Consider the following 20,631-nt stretch of genomic DNA (forward strand, 5'->3'; position numbering starts at 1 on the left):
CAGTTCTGTCTGCATATAGCAGAAAAAATCAAAGGGATTACATGGATGTCTATTACAGACATGATGTAATCCCTTTTTTGTCTTATGTTTTTTTAGGTCTGCCAATTAAGTACAGATCAGCCGCTGGGTGACAATATCGGAATAAATCTCGATATTTTCTTCCCTGACATCGGCTACATGTATGACGTCCGGGTAAATCTCTTCTTCGGTACTGCCGGAAAGCAATTCTTCTAAAATATTTTTTTGCCCTAATAGCTTTTCTTCATTAAAAGTGACATCCCGTTCGCTTTGGAACAATGCGATATAAAAGATATTCGATTCCACAATATCCTGGAAAAAATGGCTTCCGTAGGAGAGCTCCGGCATCAGTCCCAGCTTTTCATAGGATATCTCGCAGATGGCGTTCATATTGCATAAATCGGTGAAGCGTACGGGAACACCCAGGGCAGGTGTAGTCGTTCCCCAGCGTCCGGGGCCGGCCAGAACTGCGTGCTTTCCTTTCAGAATGTGGTTGAGCGTGCCAATCTGGTTCGCAATGGCATACTTCTGGGGTTCGGTCAGCGCGAGGTACGGCTTGATTTTCACAAAGATGAAATAGTGTACCGGCAGGCGGACGTTTCCACCCATAAAATTCCCCTTGGAAGAAAAATAACACTCATTCTTATCTACGTCTTTCGGGAATTCAATCTTTCTGCCAAGTCCCTTGGTCTGCAATGGGCGGCATTGAAGGAGGCTGATGCGGTAATGTTCCTGTTTATCAAAGTTACAGGTAAACTCGATGTCTACCGGATAATCATAAGTATGCGACAGGACGGCCAGAACATTTTCCAATGATTTTGGGAAGTCTGTGTGGCGCAGCAGGCGGGTAAAGCTGACGATATCCGGTACCTTCCGGCTGCGGTGCCCGGTTTCACGGAAATATCTTGCCAGCTCAAAATCAGGCTCCATAAAGAGCCGGACGTTCGTCTTTAAGGGCAGTTCCTTCACAGCTTCGATTGGAATCGTCTGGAACTCATTTTCTTCTAGGTTGATGACATCCACATAATGCTGTGAGAACTTCCGCTCATCTCCATAAGCAAGAAGCGGGGGGCGTTCCGGCTTGTCCAGCGCTACAATGCGCGGATAGTCAGAATTCACCCTGTCCACGGCACGGGTTCCCATACCGAATACCAGACGTAGCATTCCTTTCGATGGGTCGGTGTTCTTATCCCATACGAACAGGTTCGAAGAGTTCCCCACACCGGCACAGTGCGGGAAAAAATATTTGCCATGGTAATCCCCGGAGACTCTCTGTACAAGCAATGCCATCTGTTCATCTTTGTCTGCGAGTCCGCGGTTCAGACGGTATTCCAGCGCTTCACGGCTCATGGTGCTGGCATAGACTTTGCGTACTGCCTCCAGAAAAGCATCATAGCGCTCTTCAGGAGTTCCCTGGTTCGGGCAGAAGAAGCTATCGTATTTTCCAGCGAACGCGTTCCCAAAATTATCTTCCAGCAGGGAGCTGGAGCGTACGATAATAGGAGATTGTCCATAATATTCCAGCATGACCATAATCTGCTCCTTAATGGTCGTGGGAAAATGTCCGGTCAAGAGGATCTTCCGCAGCTCTTCGGCGGCTGTAAAGTATCCGTCTCCGGTCTTCTGCTGCATACGCAGACGCCATCCTCCATTCTGTACAATATAGGTGTAAAAAACGTCCGATCCGATATAGTAGGAGTCATGCCGCTCCATATGTTCCTGATAAAAGTCAGGATTCTTAGTCTCCAAAATCTTGCGCGCAAGAAGCATTCCGACGGATTTTCCACCGATATAGCCGGTACCGATCTCACGGCTTCCTATCTGGATCAGATCTTCCAGGGTAAAAAAGTCCCGACTTAGTGAAGCGATGCGGGAACGCTTTCCAATCAGCAGGTTCAGCAGGTTTTCCTTAACATAGGCCTGTTCCTGTAAGGGCGCGTTCAGATAGGGCTTGGCTTCCTCAAAACGGACATCCCAGTAATCCAGCTTCTTGGTATGAATCTGCAGCCGGGAGAATAGATCCGCAGAGCTGCCGCTGTCCGTAATACATTCTGAACCATCCGGGGTCAGCAGATGAGGCAGGAACATGACAGGAGAGTATCTGTGCCATACCTTCAGCGGGTGGAGATAGTATTGGCTGTCAATATAATACAGGTTCAATAAAAGCTGGGTGACCTCACGGATTCTGGCGATGGTATCCTGAGTATGTGCATTCCGATACAGGGCAAAATAAGTAACATCTTCACGCTCCTGTAAATAAGGACATGTGACTTGAAAAAAATTCCCGGTCATCAAGTCTGAACACCAAGACTCCTGAAGCTCGCTCAGGCAGTCGAATACAAAAAAAGTTTCCTTATCCTCGGCAGAGATAATCTGATAGACACGGCTCGTGAAGGATTCGAAGCCCATTGTGGCATCCAGCGTGTGGACTTTAAAATCAGCATTCGCAGTATTTAAGGCATCTTCATCCACAAGAGGTGCGTGGCATCCAAAATGAAGGTAGACCAGACGTCTTTTGTCTGCAGCAGCCTGCCTTACAAATTGCTTCACCACAAAAGAATAAGCTTCAAAAGAATCTACCTGCCATATGATGTTATCACCGGGATAAAGTGTCTCGATCACCTCATCGGCACCCTTTATTCCTGTACTTATAAATTCAATACTCTCCATTTGGTTCCTCCATTCCCTGATACACTGCAGATTAGAATACAGATATTCAGACGGACAATCATGATTATTAACAGTTTACCACAAATATTGGAAAAATCAAAATACAGTTCATAAAAGGCTCTCCAAAGGAGTTGGTTCGTACCCTTTGGGGAGCCATTTGTGTTCATGAAGAGGTGTGTTAAGTAAACAGAAACATAAAGGAACGCTACCGGCTGACAATAACAGTAGGATACCCTGCTCTTTTCAACCGCTGTTCCATGGCGGCAGCATCATCTAATGTATCAAAGTTTCCGACCTGCACCCGGAAGAATCTGTCCTGATCGACGATTGTAGCCGGGAAATCCTGCTCCAGCAATTCATTCAGCAGTCGATTTGCATAAGTAGGATTGCGGAAGGCCCCCACCTGTATGCGGTATCCAGGAGGATCGATGATGTTATCCATCTCCAGGGTATCCAGGATCCCAGAAGCAATCGCCTGAGCGATATCATCAAAGTTATTATCGAACAGCAGGTTATCCGTATCGGAGTTGATAAAACCGACCTCTACAAGCACGGCGGGCATTGTGGTCCGGCGCAATACGACCAGGTTCGGACGAGCTTTTACGCCGAGATTGACAAAGCCGACAGCCTCCAGTTGTTCGTTGATATTTTCCGCCATCTGGAGCTTGATTCCAGAGAGGTCATATACCAATGATTCCACACCCGATACGACGTTATCAGTAGGAAAAGAGTTCCGGTGTATAGAGATAAAGAAATCGACACCAGCATTATTTGCTTTCATTGCTTTCTGATAAGGAGACTCGTAGACATCGGTCGTTCGTGTATATTGTACATCGATACCATTATTTGCAAGGATTTCCCCAATAGCCAGGACAAGACGTAGCGTGTCGTCTTTTTCCTGTCGTCCGTTAAAGACAGCACCAGGATCGCGACCGCCGTGTCCGGCATCTAACATGATAGAATAGGGCATAAGTTTCATTCCTTTCACATTGTTCTACTTTATGATATGTGGGAATGTGAAAGAAAGTGACTTGATTGATATAGGATATTTACTTTCTTATGTAATTGTGAATATTTAATCCAGCCATTCTTATTTTTAAACTATAAGTGTTGTGTTTTAATACTTCATTATAAAAAATAGACGCTCATTTATGAACGTCTGAAAATAATAACTATATTAATTTTATCTTATTCGGCAGGATGTTTTGAAAGATACTGCGAATAGTCTGTATCAAATTGCAACGATTGTAACTGTTCCTCAATAATTTGAATCATATTTTTTCCATTAAGAATTGATTCAAAATCCTTAATGGAGAAATCAATAATGCAATATTTATCTTCCAGTTTTTCTTTATGAAGATAAAATTTTTTAATTAATCCTGCTCCATAACTCCAACCAGATCCACTTACTCCATGATACGAGAACAAGATTCCGACCTTTACATTATTAGTAAGCAATAAGCTGCAAAACTTTCCTATGTATGTAACACTTACTGGTTTATCATAGTTCTTACATTCACCTAAAAAACTTCTTAATTTAGGATTTATTAAATGATACCCTAATAATATTTTTCCCTTCGGTGTCAGCGAAACCACCTGATCAATTTCATTTGTCGACGTCCGTAAGTTCCTATCTACGTAAAAAATGCCACCCGATATAGTTAATAAATACGAGACTAATTTTTCTAATGCTTCCCCTTTCATATTATGCAGATTTTTAGAAGCATTTTCCGATTGTGCTTTTACACTATGCATTTTTTTGAAATCATCAAGTAGCCGAGCATACGTTGCTTTCTGCAAATCATCAAGCTGGCAAATTCTTTCATACCGAAGTTCATCAGATATACTTTCTAATATATTTAACGCTTTAGATACTTCTAAATCAGATATACTAATCATCACGTATCACCTTATAAATTAAGAAAGAGTTTTCCAATGCTGGAAGTTCACCATGACACAATTCACATTCAAAAGTCTCTGGTAACTCATTAAACAACTGGACTGTACCCATAGATTTCTGGCAATTGCTACAATATAATTCATAATAACTTTGTAACACGCCCTGCTCCTCTAACGCTGATAAAAAAGCATAAATTTCTGGTATAGATAACGAAAATTTTCTCTTTAGCACCCCCGGATAAATCCACATATTTACCTTATAATTTTTGAAAAAATTAACCAGGGCGGTGATATTTACATTACTATTCAATTGGCTTTGTATCGTCACTTCTATGACTGACAATGTATTTGATAACATAATTCATCCGCTCCATTCCAATCAACACATTACTATAATAATGTTGGATTAAACAATATGTATTATTCATGTAATTAAAAACAAATTTCACACGAATACTTCTAGTTTTAATTTCATTCTCCCACAATAATTCAATCCATGGGTAGTCTGACATCTCTTCCATTTCAAACATAAATTGTTCCAAAGCCTCCCTAAAATCAGGAACCTTTTCTAACTCTACTTGATTATCACTTAATAAAGATCTTAATTCTCCAAGAAATGGCAATACATATTCTTGATTATTACCGACTTCTAATTGTGCATTTCCACCATTTGGTAGTTTCATGTACTGGGCAATTAATTTTACATCACTGTCTCGTTTGCAAACATTAACCATGAAATCTAAATCCAAAGGATTTAATTCACAATCATAATGTTCTTTGAAATATTCTACCATTTCTGCAATTAAGTCCGCATAAATAGTTTGTTCTTTTCTGTCTGATAAAAATACCCTTTTTAAAACATCGAATCGAAATTCAATAAGCTCACCTTTTTCATGAAAAACTACCAAAAAAGGGTATTTTGTTAAAAATTCCTCCTGTGTTAGAGGATGAACTGCCGCAAACGCTAGATTGAATTTTAAAAAGCTATATCCTTCAGAATTATAAGCAATTGGTTTAACAAAAGACGTATAAAGATATTCGTTTTCATAACAGTTTGTTAAAGGAGGAATACTTTTCACTTTTTCTAAAACTTCTTTGAAATTATCACAAGTAAAGATTACAGAATATTTATAATCTTTTACAAATTCCCACTTTTCTAGAAAGTAGCAAGCTCGTTTACTTTGGTGTATACAAGTTAGTAATTGTTCAGTTAAGGCTTTTTCTGAGATGTCAATCGTTTCCATTCCCTCTAAACAAAGTTGTTTAGAATCCGCAACTACCTTAGTAGCAATACCATTTTGAATAAATTGCTTTACTAGGTAACGTTTGACTTTATCAGGATACTTTTCTATTGTTTTTTCGAGATATTCTAAATAATTATTTTCTAGCATGTGTCTCCCCCAATTTTTTCTAAACATACTTCTTTACTTTAATTATACGTTATTTAATTCTAAAAATCTATTAGTATTTCTTTGTTTTTATATCTTTCTAATATGATTTAGAATACACCATGATTTAGGCGGTACAGTAGTTTCCTTTCTTTATAATAACATTGTCTATAGCCTTATTTGCGCAACTTTGTTCCACCGTGTCCGGCATCTAACATGATAGAATAGGGCATAAGTTTCATTCCTTTCACATTGTTCTACTTTATGATATATGGGAATGTGAAAGAAAGTGAATGAATCACAAAAAAACTCCCTGATTGTCTGAGATTTACAATCAAGGAGCTTTTTATTTTATGCTTCTTTCGAGTCCTCTGCCTGATCTTCATCTGATTCGGCATCTTCCTCATCAGTGGAGTCTTTCTTTTCCGGCAGATAGACATGAACGCTTTCTACACGGTTCTTATCCAGCTTCTCCACTACGAGGCGAATTCCATTTTCTTCTGTCACCTCATCGCTGACTTCCGGCAGACGATCCAGATGTTCGATGATGAATCCACCGAGTGAATCGTAGTCCTCGGATTCCAGTTCTACATCCAGTCGGTCATTCACATCATCCAGGCTCATAGAGCCCTCAATAATATATTCATATTCATTGATCTGCTTGATGAATTCTTCCTCATTCTCATCGTATTCGTCATGAATCTCACCGACAATCTCTTCCAGGATATCCTCCAGGGTAATCAGTCCGGCAGTTTCACCGTATTCATCGAGAACGATAGCAATATTGAATGATGCGTCCCTCATCTCGACAAGCAGTTCTGAAATGTTTTTGTATTCATAGGTAAAATAAGCTTCACGAAGGATATCGCGTACGCTGAAATGCTCTTTATTATCGAACAAAAGCAGGTCCTTCATGTTGATCGTACCGATCACGTTATCCGTTGTATCTTCATAAACAGGGAGACGTGTGAACTTATCTTCTTTGAAAATATCAATCAGTTCTTTATAGGTACTGTTCACATCGGCAAACGTTACATGCACGCGGGGGACCATCACGTCCTTGGCACGGGCATCGCCTAAGTCGAACACATTGTAGATCATCTCTTTCTCTTCAGATTCGATGATTCCGTCCTCATGGCTGACATCCACGATCGTACGAAGCTCGTCCTCTGTCATGGTATCGTTCTTTGCATTCGGGTCAATCCTGAATAAAAACAAGATTGCGCGGGAAAATACATTGATGATAAAAATAAATGGTGTCATGATTGTCATAAACGGCCGTATCACGCGTATATAAGAAAGAGAAAGCTTATCTGAATTCAGAGTCGCAATGCTCTTCGGGGTAATCTCACCAAATACAAGGATTGCAACTGTTAAAAGTGCAGTTGCGATACTGACCATATATCCGCCGAAGCTGTATGCCAGTGTTGCGGCCAGTGATGAAGCGGAAATATTGACGATATTGTTGCCGATCAAAATAGCGCTCAGCATCTTGCGTGAATGTCTTTCTGTCACGTCCAACACAGCCTTTGCGCGTTTGTTGCCGTCCTCTGCAAGGGAACGCATGCGGATCTTGCTGACCGTAGTCAGTGCTGTCTCCGCAGATGAAAAAAATGCAGACAGTAATAATAATACGATTAATATAACAAGTTGTATGGCATCACTCGAGTCCAATTATCTGTTCACTCCTTTATTTCTTGAATTGCTCTGTTGCCAAAAGCATGTACACGAAATTAATATACATCATTTGTCCGAATTTTGCAAGTATACTGGGCATTTTCGGCTAGTTTCGACCAGAGGCGGGGCTGTTTGAGGCGTGGTGCGTACTTATCTCTGGTTGAATTTAGGCCTGGTTTGTTGTATGATTGGAAAAAGAATAGTTCAAAAGAAATGGAGAACATTTTATGAGTTTATATGAAGAATTGTGTAATGTATTAGGAAGTGAACAGGTACTCTTGGATGAACCAATGAGCAGACACACTACATTTCGAATTGGCGGGCCGGCGGATTATTTTGTCGTACCGCGCAGTACAGATGAGATAAAAGATACTATTGAGATATGTAAGAATGCACAAGTCCCATACTACATCCTGGGGAACGGAAGCAATCTTCTTGTTGGGGATAAAGGTTACCGGGGAGTGGTGATTCAGATTTACAAGAATTTGAATGAGATCCATACAGAGGGCAATTTAATCCATGCACAGGCAGGTGCTCTGCTTTCCAAGATCGCTGCAGAAGCGCTGGGGCGTGGTCTGGAAGGTTTCGAGTTCGCATCTGGGATTCCAGGGACGCTTGGCGGCGCAGTGATGATGAATGCCGGGGCATATGGCGGTGAAATGAAGCAGGTGCTCTTGGAGGCCACCGTATTGACGCAGGGTGGGGAAGTGAAGACCCTGGGCGTTGAGGAATTAGAACTGGGATATCGGACCAGTATCATTGCGAAAGAAGGATATGTAGTCCTGGAGGCAGCCATCGGTCTCAAAGAGGGGGATGCCGCGGCTATCCGTGCTTATATGGAAGAGTTAAAGTCAAAGCGTGTGACCAAACAGCCATTGGAATATCCAAGTGCAGGAAGTACCTTCAAACGTCCAGAGGGATATTTTGCAGGAAAACTGATTGAGGATGCGGGACTCCGCGGATTTCGTGTGGGGAATGCACAGGTATCCGAGAAGCACTGCGGCTTTGTGATCAACCGTGGAGGTGCTACCGCCGCGGAGGTGGTCTCTTTGATGGAACAGGTTGCAGATAAAGTAGAGGCTCTTGCAGGAGTCAGGCTGGAACCGGAAGTGAAAAGGATAGGAGAGTTCTAAGATGAGGTTTGTGATCGTAACCGGAATGTCTGGTGCAGGAAAGTCAACGGCATTGAAAATGCTGGAGGATATGGGGTATTTCTGTGTGGATAACTTGCCGATTCCATTGATGACCAAGTTTGCCGAGATGATGTCTACGCCCGATGCGGAGGTCAGTAATGTTGCTCTGGGAATCGATATCCGGGGCGGCCAGGCATTTCAGAACCTGGAGAAGAATTTAAAACAGATCGATGAGATCGGGATTCGTTATGAGATATTGTTCCTGGATGCAGGAGATGATATCCTCGTCAAGAGGTACAAGGAGACCAGGCGTCAGCACCCGCTGGGAGGTGATGGACACATTGACAGAGGGATTGCCAGAGAACGAGAAAAAATTGCGTTCTTAAAAGTGCAGGCAACGTATATACTTGATACAAGTAAGATGCTTACACGGGAACTGCGCCTGGAATTGGAAAAGATTTTTGTGGAGGGAAAGGATTTTAAGAATCTGTATATTACGGTAATGTCCTTCGGGTTCAAGTATGGAATTCCACAGGATGCAGATCTGGTATTTGACGTCCGTTTCCTACCGAACCCCTATTATATAGAAGAACTTAAGCCAAAGACGGGGAATGATGCAGAGGTACGCGAGTATGTAATGGATAGTGAGAAGGCGCAGGAGTTCCTTGTGAGGCTGACAGGGATGATTGAATTTTTGATTCCCAATTATATACTGGAAGGAAAAAACCAATTGGTGATCGCAATCGGCTGTACAGGGGGAAAGCACCGTTCTGTAACGCTTGCCAACGCTCTGTATGAATTCTTGGGAAAGAAGGAAAATTATGGAGTGCGTATTGAACACCGTGATATTGGGAAAGATGCAATAACGAAGGCGAAATAGCACAGGAGAAGGAAATGTCATTTTCAGGGAATGTAAGAGAAGAACTTTCAAGGCAGTGGAGTACTGCCAGACACTGTCAGATCGCGGAATTAGCGGCTTTGATCAGTATGTGCGGCTCCATTATCATTAATAGCTGCGGGCGGTACAGCGTAAAAATCCATTCGGAAAATTTGGCTGTTGCAAGAAAATGCTTTACATTAATAGAAAAAACATTTAATATAGAAGCTGATATCTCTATCCGAAGGAACATTTTGAAGCAAAGTGTCACTTATGCAGTGGTAGTGAAGCAGCATGATGATGCTCTGCGCATCCTTCAGGCAACAAAGCTGATAGACGAACATCAGGCCGGATTTGAGGAGGTTCATATCGTGAATCCGCTTGTGGTACAGCAGACCTGCTGTAAACGCTCTTTTATCAGAGGTGCTTTTTTAGCCGCCGGATCGATGAGTGACCCGAAAAAGTCGTATCACTTTGAAATCGTCTGTGCATCTGAAAAGATGGCACAACAGATACAGGAATTGATCTGTGGATTTTCTATGGATGCAAAGATCGTCCAGAGGAAGAAGTCCTATGTCGTGTATCTGAAAGAAGGCTCCCAGATAGTTGATATCCTGAATATTATGGAGGCGCACATTTCATTAATGGAACTGGAGAATGTCCGTATCCTCAAGGAAATGCGCAACACCGTAAATCGTAAGGTAAATTGTGAGACTGCCAACATCAACAAAACCGTATCTGCTGCGGTTAAGCAGGTAGAGGATATTACATATCTGAGAGATACAATAGGTTTTGAAAAATTGTCTGAAGGGTTGGAGGAAGCAGCGCTTGCCCGCCTTTCCCATCCTGATGCGACATTGAAAGAGTTAGGAGAACTCTTATCCCCGCCCGTCGGAAAGTCTGGAGTGAACCACAGACTTCGCAAACTGAGCGAGATGGCAGAAAAGGTTAGGCAAAACAAGGAGGAATATTATGATTGAAACACCGGTTGTTGTAAGACAGGAGAAAGGTCTTGACGGAAGACCAATCGCATTGTTGGTACAGGAGGCAAGCCAGTACGCAAGCAAAGTCTATATTCATGTAGGCGAGAAGAAGATCAATGCTAAGAGTATTATGGGAATGATGAGCCTGAACCTTTGTGAAGGGGAAGAGCTTACAGTTGTAACAGATGGTGAGGACGAAATGAAAGCCGCAGAAGGTATCAAGACTTTTTTTACAAAAGTAGGAAAATAAGCGGATAGACTTTATGATAGAATAAAGAGGTGGGAAAAGAGGTTGTACTTTTGTGCGGCCTCTTTTATAATGGAAGGGCATGAAATAGAAATCCCGGATGAGTTTTACATATAATGGAGGGCAACAGAATATGAAAAAAATGCTGTTTATTTACAACCCAAATGCAGGGACAGGAGTGCTCAAACCAAGGCTTGCAGACGTTTTGGATATCTTTGTGAAGGGTGGATATGATGTGACTGTATACCCGACCCAATGTTATCATGATGCATTGACAAAGACTGTTTCCTACACAGAGGAATATGATGTTGTCGTATGCAGCGGCGGTGACGGAACTCTGGATGAAGTGGTGACAGGCATGTCCATGAGGGAGAAGCAGGTGCCGATCGGCTATATTCCGGCCGGTACGACCAATGATTTTGCGAACAGTCTCCATATCTCGAAGGATGTGCTGGAGGCAGCAGACACAGCTGCGAATGGGATTCCATTCCCATGCGATGTAGGAGTATTTAACAATGATTACTTTGTGTATATCGCAGCATTCGGTCTGTTTACAGATGTATCTTATGAGACGAAGCAGAGCATGAAGAATGTCCTGGGACATCTGGCTTATGTTCTGGAAGGAACAAAGCGCATCTTTAACATTCCATCATATCATATCAAGGTGACCCATGACGGGGAGACATTGGAAGAGGATTTTGTGTTCGGGATGGTGACGAACTCCCGTTCTGTGGGCGGGTTCAAGGGAATCATCGGAAAGGATGTGGTGTTCGATGACGGAGAGTTTGAAGTGACATTGATCAAGACACCAAAGAATCCGATTGAACTTAACGAAATCATCGCGTCCCTTGTGCTCAAGCAGATTGATTCGAAACATATGTATTCCTTCCGGTCAGGGAATGTAAAGTTTGAATCGGTGGAGGAGATTCCATGGACACTGGACGGGGAGTTCGGTGGGGAACATGATGAGGTCGTGATACAGAATAAGAAGCAGGGGCTTCGCATCATGGTCGCACCCAAGGCGATTGAACGGCTTTCTGTAAAAGGCCGGATCGCAGGCGCAATCGAACTGAAGGAAGAAATGGAAGGACTTGAATAATCTCTAGACCATCACAGAGCTTGCAACAGGAAGCTTACACAGGTCGTATTTTCCGGCTTTGAGGAGGATACGGCCTGCGGGGAATCTGTGGGCATTTTAGGGAGAAAATAGTGCCTCGAAAAAAAATGATGAAAAAAGTTGAAAAAATACTTGCATTTTGAAAAAAGGTATGGTAAGATAAAACTCGCTTGAGAAAAGCAAAACAACTTAAGGCTCCGTGGTCAAGCGGTCAAGACGCTAGCCTCTCACGCTGGAATCAGGGGTTCGATTCCCCTCGGAGTCATACGAAGATACCGGATATCGCTTAATGAGAAGAGATATCCGGTATTTTATTTTGTATACCCCTTTTGAACTTATTAAGAAGTTCAAAAGGGGTATGCTATTTCTGATAATAATGAATGATCATGTCTAATACTTTCTGTGAACGTTCGGACAAGGTGTAGGTCCCCTCATGCAGGCACCAGTCATAGATCAGTCCTCTTGTAAGGCTTAAGATATCTTCTGTAATGACAACAGGATCGCCATGCAGGATTCCGTCTGCCGTCTCTTCTTCAACTGCATGCAGGATCGTCTGATAGAAAAAGCGGTCCGGGTTGAGAATATACTTCTCATTACTGGAGAGCTGATGCTTGAAATACTGCAGTGCTGCCAGTGCACCCATATTCTCCATAGACTGTGCCTGTTCCAGAATCAGAAAATGGATCGCTGCGAGCGGTTCATCAGGATGTCCCTGTTTCCATGCCTCCTCGGACTGCTGGTCGAACAGACGATAACCTTCATCCAAAATATTCTCCTTACTCTTAAAGTGATGGTAAAAAGCCCCCACGGATACCTCTGCCTCTCGACAGATATCTTGGACGGTTACATTTTCATAGGATTGTTGTGCAAAGAGTGTGACTGCACAGGAAAAAATCTTGTGTTTGGTAGCCAGAGCCTGTTTCTGGCGGTTAGTCTGTGGTTTCATGATACTCCCCCTTTATCTGGTGGCCTAAATAGATTGATTACGTATCTCTAAGCATAACACGGACGCTCGGCTTTTGACAAGTAACAAGGATTCAGCATATTTCACAAAATATAATTCGCCGAATTGTATTCTGTGTCAATGGATTTCCTGTGTGAATTGTGTTATTCTTTTAACAGAATAAAAACAGAGCAATCCGAAAGGATGGAAGGAGATGCCTATGTCTACAAAGTATAAACATTTATTTTCCCCAATCAAGGTCGGAGGGATTGAACTGCCGAACCGTATTGCGATGATGCCGATGGGAGTCTTTTCCCCACGTCTGATGAATCCGAAGACTGCCGCATATACCAAGGATGGTGCGGACTACTATATTGAGCGTGCAAAGGGCGGTACAGGACTTATTATTTCAGGAGTCGTGCCGATCATTCCGATTCCGGTACGCACCCCGCTGTGCTATCCAGAGGAATATGTAGAAGAGATGAAGTATCTGATGGATGGTGTCCATGAATATGGTTCGAAGATGTTTGTCCAACTGACCGCCATGACAGGACGTGCGGCCCACATTGAAAGTGAGACGGACTGGAAGATGCTGCCGGCGCCGGCCCCGATTCAGAATGTATGGGACCCGACCATCAAGAACCGTGGAATCACAAAAGACGAGATCCACAAATATGTAGAGAATTTTGCAGAGGCATCTTACCTTGTAAAACAAGCAGGTGGTGATGGGGTCGAGATCCATGCTGTACATGAGGGATATCTCCTGGATCAGTTTGCGATTGGTTTCTACAACAAACGTACAGACGAGTACGGTGGATGTCTGGAGAACCGCTTAAGATTCCCGAGAGAGATTGTGGAAGCCATCAAGGCAAAATGTGGGAAGGATTTCCCTGTATCTATCCGTTATAGTGTGCGCAGTTATGTAAAGGACTTTAACCGCGGTGCGCTTCCGTGGGAAGAGTTCGAGGAAAAAGGAAGAGATTTAGAGGAAGGAATCACAGTTGCAAAGATGCTGGAAGAGTTCGGGTACGATATGCTGAACTGTGATAACGGAAGCTACGATTCCTGGTTCTGGCCGCATCCGCCGGTTTATATGCCGAAGGCATGTAACTTAAAGGATGTCATGAAGGTGAAAGAGGCAGTCAGCATCCCGGTTGTATGTGCCGGACGTTTTGACGATCCTGACCTTGCCGAAAAAGCGATTGCAGAAGGTAAGATCGACATCATGGGCATGGGACGTCCTCTGCTTGCAGATGCAGACCTGGCGAATAAGTTCCGTGAAGGAAGGCTTGCAGATGTCAGACCATGTATTTCCTGCCATCAGGGATGTCTGGGACGTATCTTCCAGGGCAAGGATATAAGCTGTGCTGTAAACCCGGCATGCGGACGTGAGAAGAGCTATGCACTGGCTCCGGCTAAGACAAAGAAGAAAATCATGGTCATCGGCGGCGGTCTGGGCGGTATGGAGGCTGCAAGAGTCTGTGCACTGCGCGGCCATGAGGTGGATCTGTATGAGAAGACAGGAGAGCTGGGAGGAGTCTTTATCGCTGCGGCTGCACCGGACTTCAAAGAGGATGATAAGAACCTGTTGAAGTGGTATATCAAGCAGATGGAGGACCTGCCTGTCAATGTACATATGAATACAGAAGTGACAGAGGAAATGACAGCAGAATATGATGAGATCTTTGTGGCTACAGGTGCAAAGGAAAGAAGGCTGGATACACCTGGATTCGATTCAGAGAATGTTACTTATGCAGTGGATACTCTCAGAAACATCGAGGTAAATGGAGAGAATGTCATCATCGTAGGCGGCGGACTGACAGGCTGTGAAATTGCATACAAGCTGGGCCAGGAAGGCAAGAAGGTAACAGTCGTGGAGATGACAGAGACGATTCTGAATGCATTCGGATTGTCAGCAGCCAACTACAATATGTTGATGGAACTGCTTGATTACTATAAAGTAAACGTAATCAAGAATGCAGTGGTGGAGAGTTACAAAGATGGTGTGGCAACAGTGATTGAGACGCAGAAGAACTATCCAAATGCGGCAAACAGGGCAAAGCGTATGTTTGCAGTCGGTCCACAGGGAATCAAAGTAAAACATGAGATTCCTGCAGATCACATTGTGGTATCTGTCGGATATATTCCGAATCAATCTCTTTATGAGAAGATCAAGGGCGAGCATGTATATCTGATTGGGGATGCAAAGCAGCCGACGAATATCATGGACGCTATCTGGGCAGCTTATGAGACTGCAAAAGATCTGTAAATAATGGCAAAGAATAAATGAGATGCCGGGTACTGTGAAAATATATTTTACGGTATCCGGCATTATTTTTATAAGATTCTTAGTAGCATAGAAAAGATTCTGTCTCATTAATTGTGACAATTGCGGATTGTCTTTTTTTCGTGAATGGGCTATAATAAAAAAAGATTTTATAAACAAGCATGCCAGGCGGTGAATCACCGTCAGGATAGAAGTGGAGGAAGAAAATATGTTAGTATCAGCAAAAGAAATGCTTCAGAAGGCAAAAGCTGGCCACTATGCAGTTGGACAGTTCAACATCAACAACCTGGAATGGACAAAAGCTATTTTGACAGCTGCTCAGGAGTTAAACTCTCCAGTTATCTTAGGTGTATCCGAAGGTGCAGGAAAGTATATGACTGGATATAAGACTGTTGTAGGCATGGTGAACGGGATGATGGAAGAGATGAACATCACTGTTCCAGTTGCTCTTCATCTGGACCACGGCAGCTACGAAGGATGCCTGAAGTGTGTGGAAGCAGGATTTTCTTCCATCATGTTTGACGGATCTCACTATCCGATCGAGGAGAACATTGCTAAGACAAAAGAGCTCGTAGGCATTGTCAAAGAGCATGGAATGTCACTGGAGGCAGAAGTTGGTTCTATCGGCGGTGAGGAAGACGGAGTCATCGGAAAAGGTGAATGTGCAGATCCAGAGGAATGTAAGATGATCGCTGACCTTGGAATCGATTTCCTGGCAGCAGGAATCGGCAACATCCATGGCAAATACCCGGCTAACTGGGAAGGCTTAAGCTTTGAGACTCTGGATGCGATTCAGAAGCTGACAGGCGATATGCCGCTCGTACTTCACGGTGGTACAGGTATCCCGGAAGATATGATCAAGAAAGCAATTGATTTAGGAGTTGCAAAGATCAACGTAAATACTGAATGCCAGTTATCATTTGCTGCAGCAACACGCAAGTACATCGAAGCAGGAAAAGACCTGGAAGGAAAAGGCTTTGACCCACGTAAGTTACTCAAGCCAGGCGCAGATGCAATCATTGCTACAGTAAAAGAGAAGATGGAATTATTCGGATCAATCGGGAAAGCAGAATAAGATAAATTTTTAATTTTTGCTTGCCTTTTTGGGACGATTGAGGTATACTGACAGCGCAGATTTGAACAAAGGCGTTCCAAGACAGCTTGGAGTGCCTTTTTCATAATATAGGTTATTTACTAAATGGCGAAGAGGAAGGAAGGAATTATGAGCACTGAACTTGTTAATGTTGCGGATATTTTTGGAGAGAACGTATTTAACGACACAGTCATGCAGGAACGTTTACCAAAAAAGATCTACAAGAACTTAAAGAAGACGATTGAGGAAGGAAAAGAACTGGATCTTGAAACAGCCGATGTCATTGCCCATGAGATGAAGGAATGGGCGATCGAGAAAGGAGCCACACATTACACGCACTGGTTCCAGCCTCTGACAGGTGTGACGGCAGAGAAGCATGACTCATTCATTTCAGCTCCACTCCCAAGCGGTAAAGTGCTGATGAGTTTTTCCGGTAAGGAATTGATCAAAGGGGAGCCGGATGCATCTTCATTCCCGTCCGGCGGACTTCGCGCTACATTCGAGGCAAGGGGATATACAGCATGGGATTGTACTTCACCTGCATTTGTAAGGAAGGATGCAGCAGGGGCCACACTTTGTATCCCAACGGCATTCTGCTCTTATAAAGGAGAGGCACTGGATCAGAAGACTCCGCTTCTGCGTTCCATGGAGGCTGTAGGAGCACAGTCACTTCGGCTCCTTCGTTTATTTGGCAATACAACATCGAAAAAGGTGACTCCATCCGTAGGGCCAGAGCAGGAATACTTCCTGGTGGATGCGGAGAAGTTCAAGCAGAGAAAAGATCTGATCTATACAGGACGTACTTTATTTGGTGCGATGCCTCCGAAGGGGCAGGAATTAGATGATCACTATTTTGGAACGATCCGTCAGAGAATCGCGGCTTTTATGAAGGATGTCAATGAAGAGCTGTGGAAAGTCGGTGTGTCCTCCAAAACACAGCACAATGAGGTGGCTCCAGCACAGCATGAGCTTGCGCCGATTTATGCAGAGGCGAATATTGCAGTTGATCATAACCATCTGGTGATGCAGACCTTGAAAAGGGTTGCCAGCCAGCACGGTATGAAGTGTCTGCTCCATGAAAAGCCGTTTGCAGGGGTGAATGGTTCAGGTAAGCACAATAACTGGTCCTTGACGACAGATGATGGAATCAATATGTTGGAGCCAGGCAAGACTCCTCACGAAAATACACAATTCCTTCTGGTATTGACCTGTATCTTAAAGGCTGTTAATAGACATGCGGACCTGCTGCGTGAATCTGCTGCAGATCCGGGGAATGACCACCGCTTAGGGGCAAATGAGGCTCCTCCGGCCATTATTTCCGTATTCCTCGGTGAACAGCTTGAGGACGTGCTGGAACAGTTAATCAGCACTGGTGAAGCGACACACAGCCTGAAAGGCGGAAAATTGGAGACAGGCGTTAAGACGCTGCCTGACCTGGCTAAGGACGCGACAGATAGGAACAGGACGTCACCATTTGCGTTTACAGGCAACAAATTCGAGTTCCGTATGGTCGGCTCCCGCGACTCTGTTGCAGCTCCAAATGTGGTGATTAATACGATTGTAGCAGAAGCTTTTGCAGAGGCTTGTGGAGTGCTGGAAAAAGCAGATGACTTTGATATGGCAGTTCATGATCTGATCAAGGAATATGCGATTGAGAATCAGAAGATCGTATTTAATGGGGACGGATACTCAGAAGCCTGGGTAGAAGAGGCGAAGAGAAGAGGTCTTCCGAATATCACATCCATGGTAGAGGCGATACCGGCCATGACAACGGATAAGGCGGTAGAACTTTTCGAGAAGTTCAATGTCTTTACAAAGGCTGAGCTGGAATCCCGTGCTGAGATTCAGTATGAATCCTATGCGAAAGCAATCAATATCGAGGCGCGTACCATGATTGATATGGCAAGCAAGCAGATTATTCCGGCAATCATGCGTTACACCAAGACACTTGCAGATACAGTGATTTCTGTCAGAGAGGCAGGAGCAGATACAACGGTACAGTCCGAACTGCTGACAGAGGTATCGAATCTTCTGGTAGAGACGAAGAATGCACTGAATGTATTGATCCAGGTGACAGATACGGCGGCGGAGAAGGAAGAAGGAGAGGTTCAGGCAAACTATTACCACTCCGATGTCGTTCCTGCGATGGACAATCTGCGTGCTCCGGTGGATCAACTTGAGATGATCGTGGATAAGGATGTATGGCCGATGCCGTCCTATGGTGATTTGATTTTTGAAGTATAGAAGTTTAGATAGAAAAAGCCTCCTGATGGCAGTCAGGGGGCTTTTTCTTTTGAAAGAAGGAATTATATAAGGTAAGAGATTAATGGGTGTTTCCTTTTCCACTTCCGCCTATTACGATATCATCATCACAGATTGGCTGTAACCATAATTCTGGTGGTGTCGTAGGAATATAAGGCATAAGAATATAGGAAGGATGATCCTTATCTCTATAAATCTTGTAGTTGATTGTCTTAACGCTCGGAATAGGTCCAAGGTGGTCCATCTTAGCCTGCCAAGCTCCGCTCTGTGGCTCGAAGTTATCCATAGCCTTGATCTCAAGCTCAATAGCAGTGCCAGGTGCGAATACCATACCGATCGGGTTGATCTCGATCACGTATTCTTTGATCTCTCCCGGAACAACAGGTACTTTCTTTGTATAATCATGTACCGGACGTCCGATCTGGCTCTTCTCTTCATCCAGTGGATAGCATGCCTTTAAGGATCCTGAACGGGAAACAGGCATTCTTGTTCCGCCGGCTGTGATCTGCCATACTTTTGTGATGAAGTTTGCATTATCACTGTCGATAGAAGCCCACAGATGCAGCTCGATCGGTCCTGTGAACTCTGTAGGACGGCTAAAGCGGTCTGTGCGGTAAGTAAGCTTCTCTACCTCTGTTGTGATGAACGGAGGACGGTGTGTGAAGCTGTCCGGTGCAAGGTTGCCTTCTACGACAGGCTCCCAGCGCAGGTTGCCGAATGTATGCAGATATAACTTCTTCCAGTGTGTTCTTTCCAATGGATACTCATATTCATAACGATAGCCAGCGCCCAGAATGTTCATCTTCATTGGTGGCTCGTCAACGATACCTGTATCAACGCCCTTCATCCAGTAATCATACCAGCGGAGCATCTCTTCATTCATGAAACGGTATGGAAGTTCCATTCCGTTGTAGCCTTCCATAACGCCGCAGCGTTTGTAAACGTTCAGTTCCTTAGAATTCATGGCATTGAATACAGGAGCTGACCAGCGTCCCTGTGGAGCCCAGCCGCACTTGAAGTATACAGGCACTTTAATCTTGTCGTATTTGTACTTCATTGAACGCGGACGCCAGAAATCATCCTCTTGTGGATGAAGCAGGTAGTCCAGATAGAAGGTGTGGTACTTCGGCGGCCATACGTTGAACATCTTGTTGAAGTAAGTGTTCATTCCGATATCCGGGTCTTTCTGTACCTCTTCGATCAGGTCTTTCATCTCTTCCTCAGACATCATCTTACTCGTCCAGGTGGTCGGGTTATTAGCCGGACAGAGTTCCCAGTACATGTTCATATATGTATCTGCAACACCACCGTAATATCCATGCTGATAATAGTCATCTGTATAACTTAAAGGCATGATACATACAAGGTGAGGCGGCTGAAGTGCTGCAACAAGTGACTGGATGATTCCGAAATAAGAATATCCGAGTAAAGCAACTTTTTCTGTACTCCACTGGCAGTCTGTTCCTGCCCACTCTACATAATCATATACGTCTTCCTGCTCCTGTGGATTGTAAACACCGAGGTATTCACCTTCACTTCTTCCGATTCCACGTCCGTCAGGAATGATAAATGTATAACCTCTCTCTACGAAGAAATCGATGTCACCAGCTTCAAGGCTGTGGTCGAAATAGTTAGATGCTCCTGGAAGTGCTCCATGACGCATTCTCTGCATTTTCTTTCCGTAAGCGGAATAAGCGATGAGAGAAGGAGCTGACTCTAATTCTGCTGGATGGTAAACATCAACATAAGTTTTTGTGCCGTCTCTTAAAATAACTTCTACGTCTTCTTCAAGTTTAACAGTGTAAATCGGTTTAGAGAGTTTGTCGAGGTTCTTTGTATATCGTCTGTCCCAATAAACCGGTACCTTCTCTAAACCTGTTACTTCGCAAAATTCTTCTTGGTTCATAAATCGTACCTCCTACGTTTTTGATAGGCTAAGTATAATCAAAAAAAATAGTTCTGTCTGTCTATAAAGTGACACAAGAAGAAAATTCTGACAAATACAAATTTGAAGGGGGGGCGCCCGCGAGAATCCGC

General features: G+C 43.8%; 16 protein-coding genes and 1 tRNA gene. 9 read left to right on the plus strand and 8 right to left on the minus strand.

The features are described 5' to 3' along the window. Positions 1-105 precede the first annotated feature (105 nt). From HGO97_RS00600 to HGO97_RS00620, 6 genes are all read right to left on the minus strand, one after another. Positions 106-2,688, minus strand: coding sequence for a PEP/pyruvate-binding domain-containing protein (locus HGO97_RS00600; RefSeq protein WP_216238427.1), 2,583 nt, complete (start codon positions 2,686-2,688; stop codon positions 106-108). Between the two features lie 205 nt (positions 2,689-2,893). Beyond that, positions 2,894-3,658 (minus strand): N-acetylmuramoyl-L-alanine amidase, encoded by a 765-nt coding sequence (locus HGO97_RS00605; RefSeq protein WP_216238429.1) that lies wholly within the window; start codon positions 3,656-3,658, stop codon positions 2,894-2,896. Positions 3,659-3,876: 218 nt separating this feature from the next. Beyond that, positions 3,877-4,587, minus strand: coding sequence for a restriction endonuclease (locus HGO97_RS00610; RefSeq protein WP_216238431.1), 711 nt, complete (start codon positions 4,585-4,587; stop codon positions 3,877-3,879). 18 nt (positions 4,588-4,605) lie between these two features. Continuing rightward, entirely contained in the window at positions 4,606-4,731 is a 126-nt protein-coding gene (locus HGO97_RS23955) for a hypothetical protein (RefSeq protein WP_281419924.1), read from the minus strand. Positions 4,732-4,889: 158 nt separating this feature from the next. Beyond that, positions 4,890-5,978 (minus strand): hypothetical protein, encoded by a 1,089-nt coding sequence (locus HGO97_RS00615; protein WP_216238433.1) that lies wholly within the window; start codon positions 5,976-5,978, stop codon positions 4,890-4,892. Between the two features lie 348 nt (positions 5,979-6,326). After that, positions 6,327-7,649: an HlyC/CorC family transporter gene (locus tag HGO97_RS00620; RefSeq protein ID WP_216238435.1), complete on the minus strand. Its 1,323-nt coding sequence runs from the start codon at positions 7,647-7,649 to the stop codon at positions 6,327-6,329. Between the two features lie 230 nt (positions 7,650-7,879). Between HGO97_RS00620 and murB the strand changes: the two genes are divergently transcribed. The 6 genes from murB to HGO97_RS00650 all read left to right on the plus strand — a co-directional run bounded on the left by murB (position 7,880) and on the right by HGO97_RS00650 (position 12,274). Continuing rightward, the gene (gene murB, locus HGO97_RS00625) at positions 7,880-8,785 is read left to right on the plus strand and encodes a UDP-N-acetylmuramate dehydrogenase (RefSeq protein WP_216238437.1); all 906 of its coding nucleotides are present in this window, start codon (positions 7,880-7,882) and stop codon (positions 8,783-8,785) included. A gap of 1 nt (position 8,786) precedes the next feature. Next, entirely contained in the window at positions 8,787-9,665 is an 879-nt protein-coding gene (gene rapZ / locus HGO97_RS00630) for an RNase adapter RapZ (protein WP_216238439.1), read from the plus strand. 14 nt (positions 9,666-9,679) lie between these two features. Beyond that, positions 9,680-10,642, plus strand: coding sequence for a DNA-binding protein WhiA (gene whiA, locus HGO97_RS00635; RefSeq protein ID WP_216238440.1), 963 nt, complete (start codon positions 9,680-9,682; stop codon positions 10,640-10,642). Further along, positions 10,635-10,895, plus strand: coding sequence for an HPr family phosphocarrier protein (locus tag HGO97_RS00640; RefSeq protein ID WP_216238441.1), 261 nt, complete (start codon positions 10,635-10,637; stop codon positions 10,893-10,895). Before whiA ends, HGO97_RS00640 begins: the two co-directional genes overlap by 8 nt. Before the next feature lie 130 nt (positions 10,896-11,025). After that, complete coding sequence (locus tag HGO97_RS00645) at positions 11,026-11,991, plus strand: diacylglycerol/lipid kinase family protein (protein ID WP_216238442.1); 966 nt, start codon at positions 11,026-11,028, stop codon at positions 11,989-11,991. A 211-nt stretch (positions 11,992-12,202) separates the two neighbouring features. Continuing rightward, positions 12,203-12,274, plus strand: a tRNA-Glu gene (locus tag HGO97_RS00650). 96 nt (positions 12,275-12,370) lie between these two features. Here HGO97_RS00650 and HGO97_RS00655 read toward each other — a convergent pair. Further along, positions 12,371-12,955, minus strand: coding sequence for a TetR/AcrR family transcriptional regulator (locus HGO97_RS00655; protein ID WP_216238446.1), 585 nt, complete (start codon positions 12,953-12,955; stop codon positions 12,371-12,373). A 217-nt stretch (positions 12,956-13,172) separates the two neighbouring features. On the opposite strand from HGO97_RS00655, the gene HGO97_RS00660 reads away from it, so the two are divergent. The 3 genes from HGO97_RS00660 (at position 13,173) to HGO97_RS00670 (ending at position 18,576) form a co-directional block, all read left to right on the plus strand. After that, positions 13,173-15,221 carry an FAD-dependent oxidoreductase gene (locus HGO97_RS00660; RefSeq protein WP_216238447.1) on the plus strand — a complete coding sequence of 683 codons (2,049 nt, stop codon included), beginning with the start codon at positions 13,173-13,175 and terminating at the stop codon, positions 15,219-15,221. Positions 15,222-15,447: 226 nt separating this feature from the next. After that, entirely contained in the window at positions 15,448-16,314 is an 867-nt protein-coding gene (fba, locus tag HGO97_RS00665; RefSeq protein ID WP_216238449.1) for a class II fructose-1,6-bisphosphate aldolase, read from the plus strand. Positions 16,315-16,461: 147 nt separating this feature from the next. Next, a complete protein-coding gene (locus HGO97_RS00670) occupies positions 16,462-18,576 on the plus strand; it encodes a glutamine synthetase III family protein (RefSeq protein ID WP_216238451.1) in 2,115 nt (704 codons plus the stop codon). Between the two features lie 79 nt (positions 18,577-18,655). Here the strand turns inward: HGO97_RS00670 and HGO97_RS00675 are convergent, their stop codons facing one another. Next, positions 18,656-20,500 (minus strand): CocE/NonD family hydrolase, encoded by a 1,845-nt coding sequence (locus HGO97_RS00675; RefSeq protein WP_216238453.1) that lies wholly within the window; start codon positions 20,498-20,500, stop codon positions 18,656-18,658. Positions 20,501-20,631 lie beyond the last annotated feature (131 nt).

The sequence above is a fragment of the Faecalicatena faecalis genome (assembly GCF_012524165.2).
Taxonomy (GTDB): domain Bacteria; phylum Bacillota; class Clostridia; order Lachnospirales; family Lachnospiraceae; genus Faecalicatena_A; species Faecalicatena_A faecalis.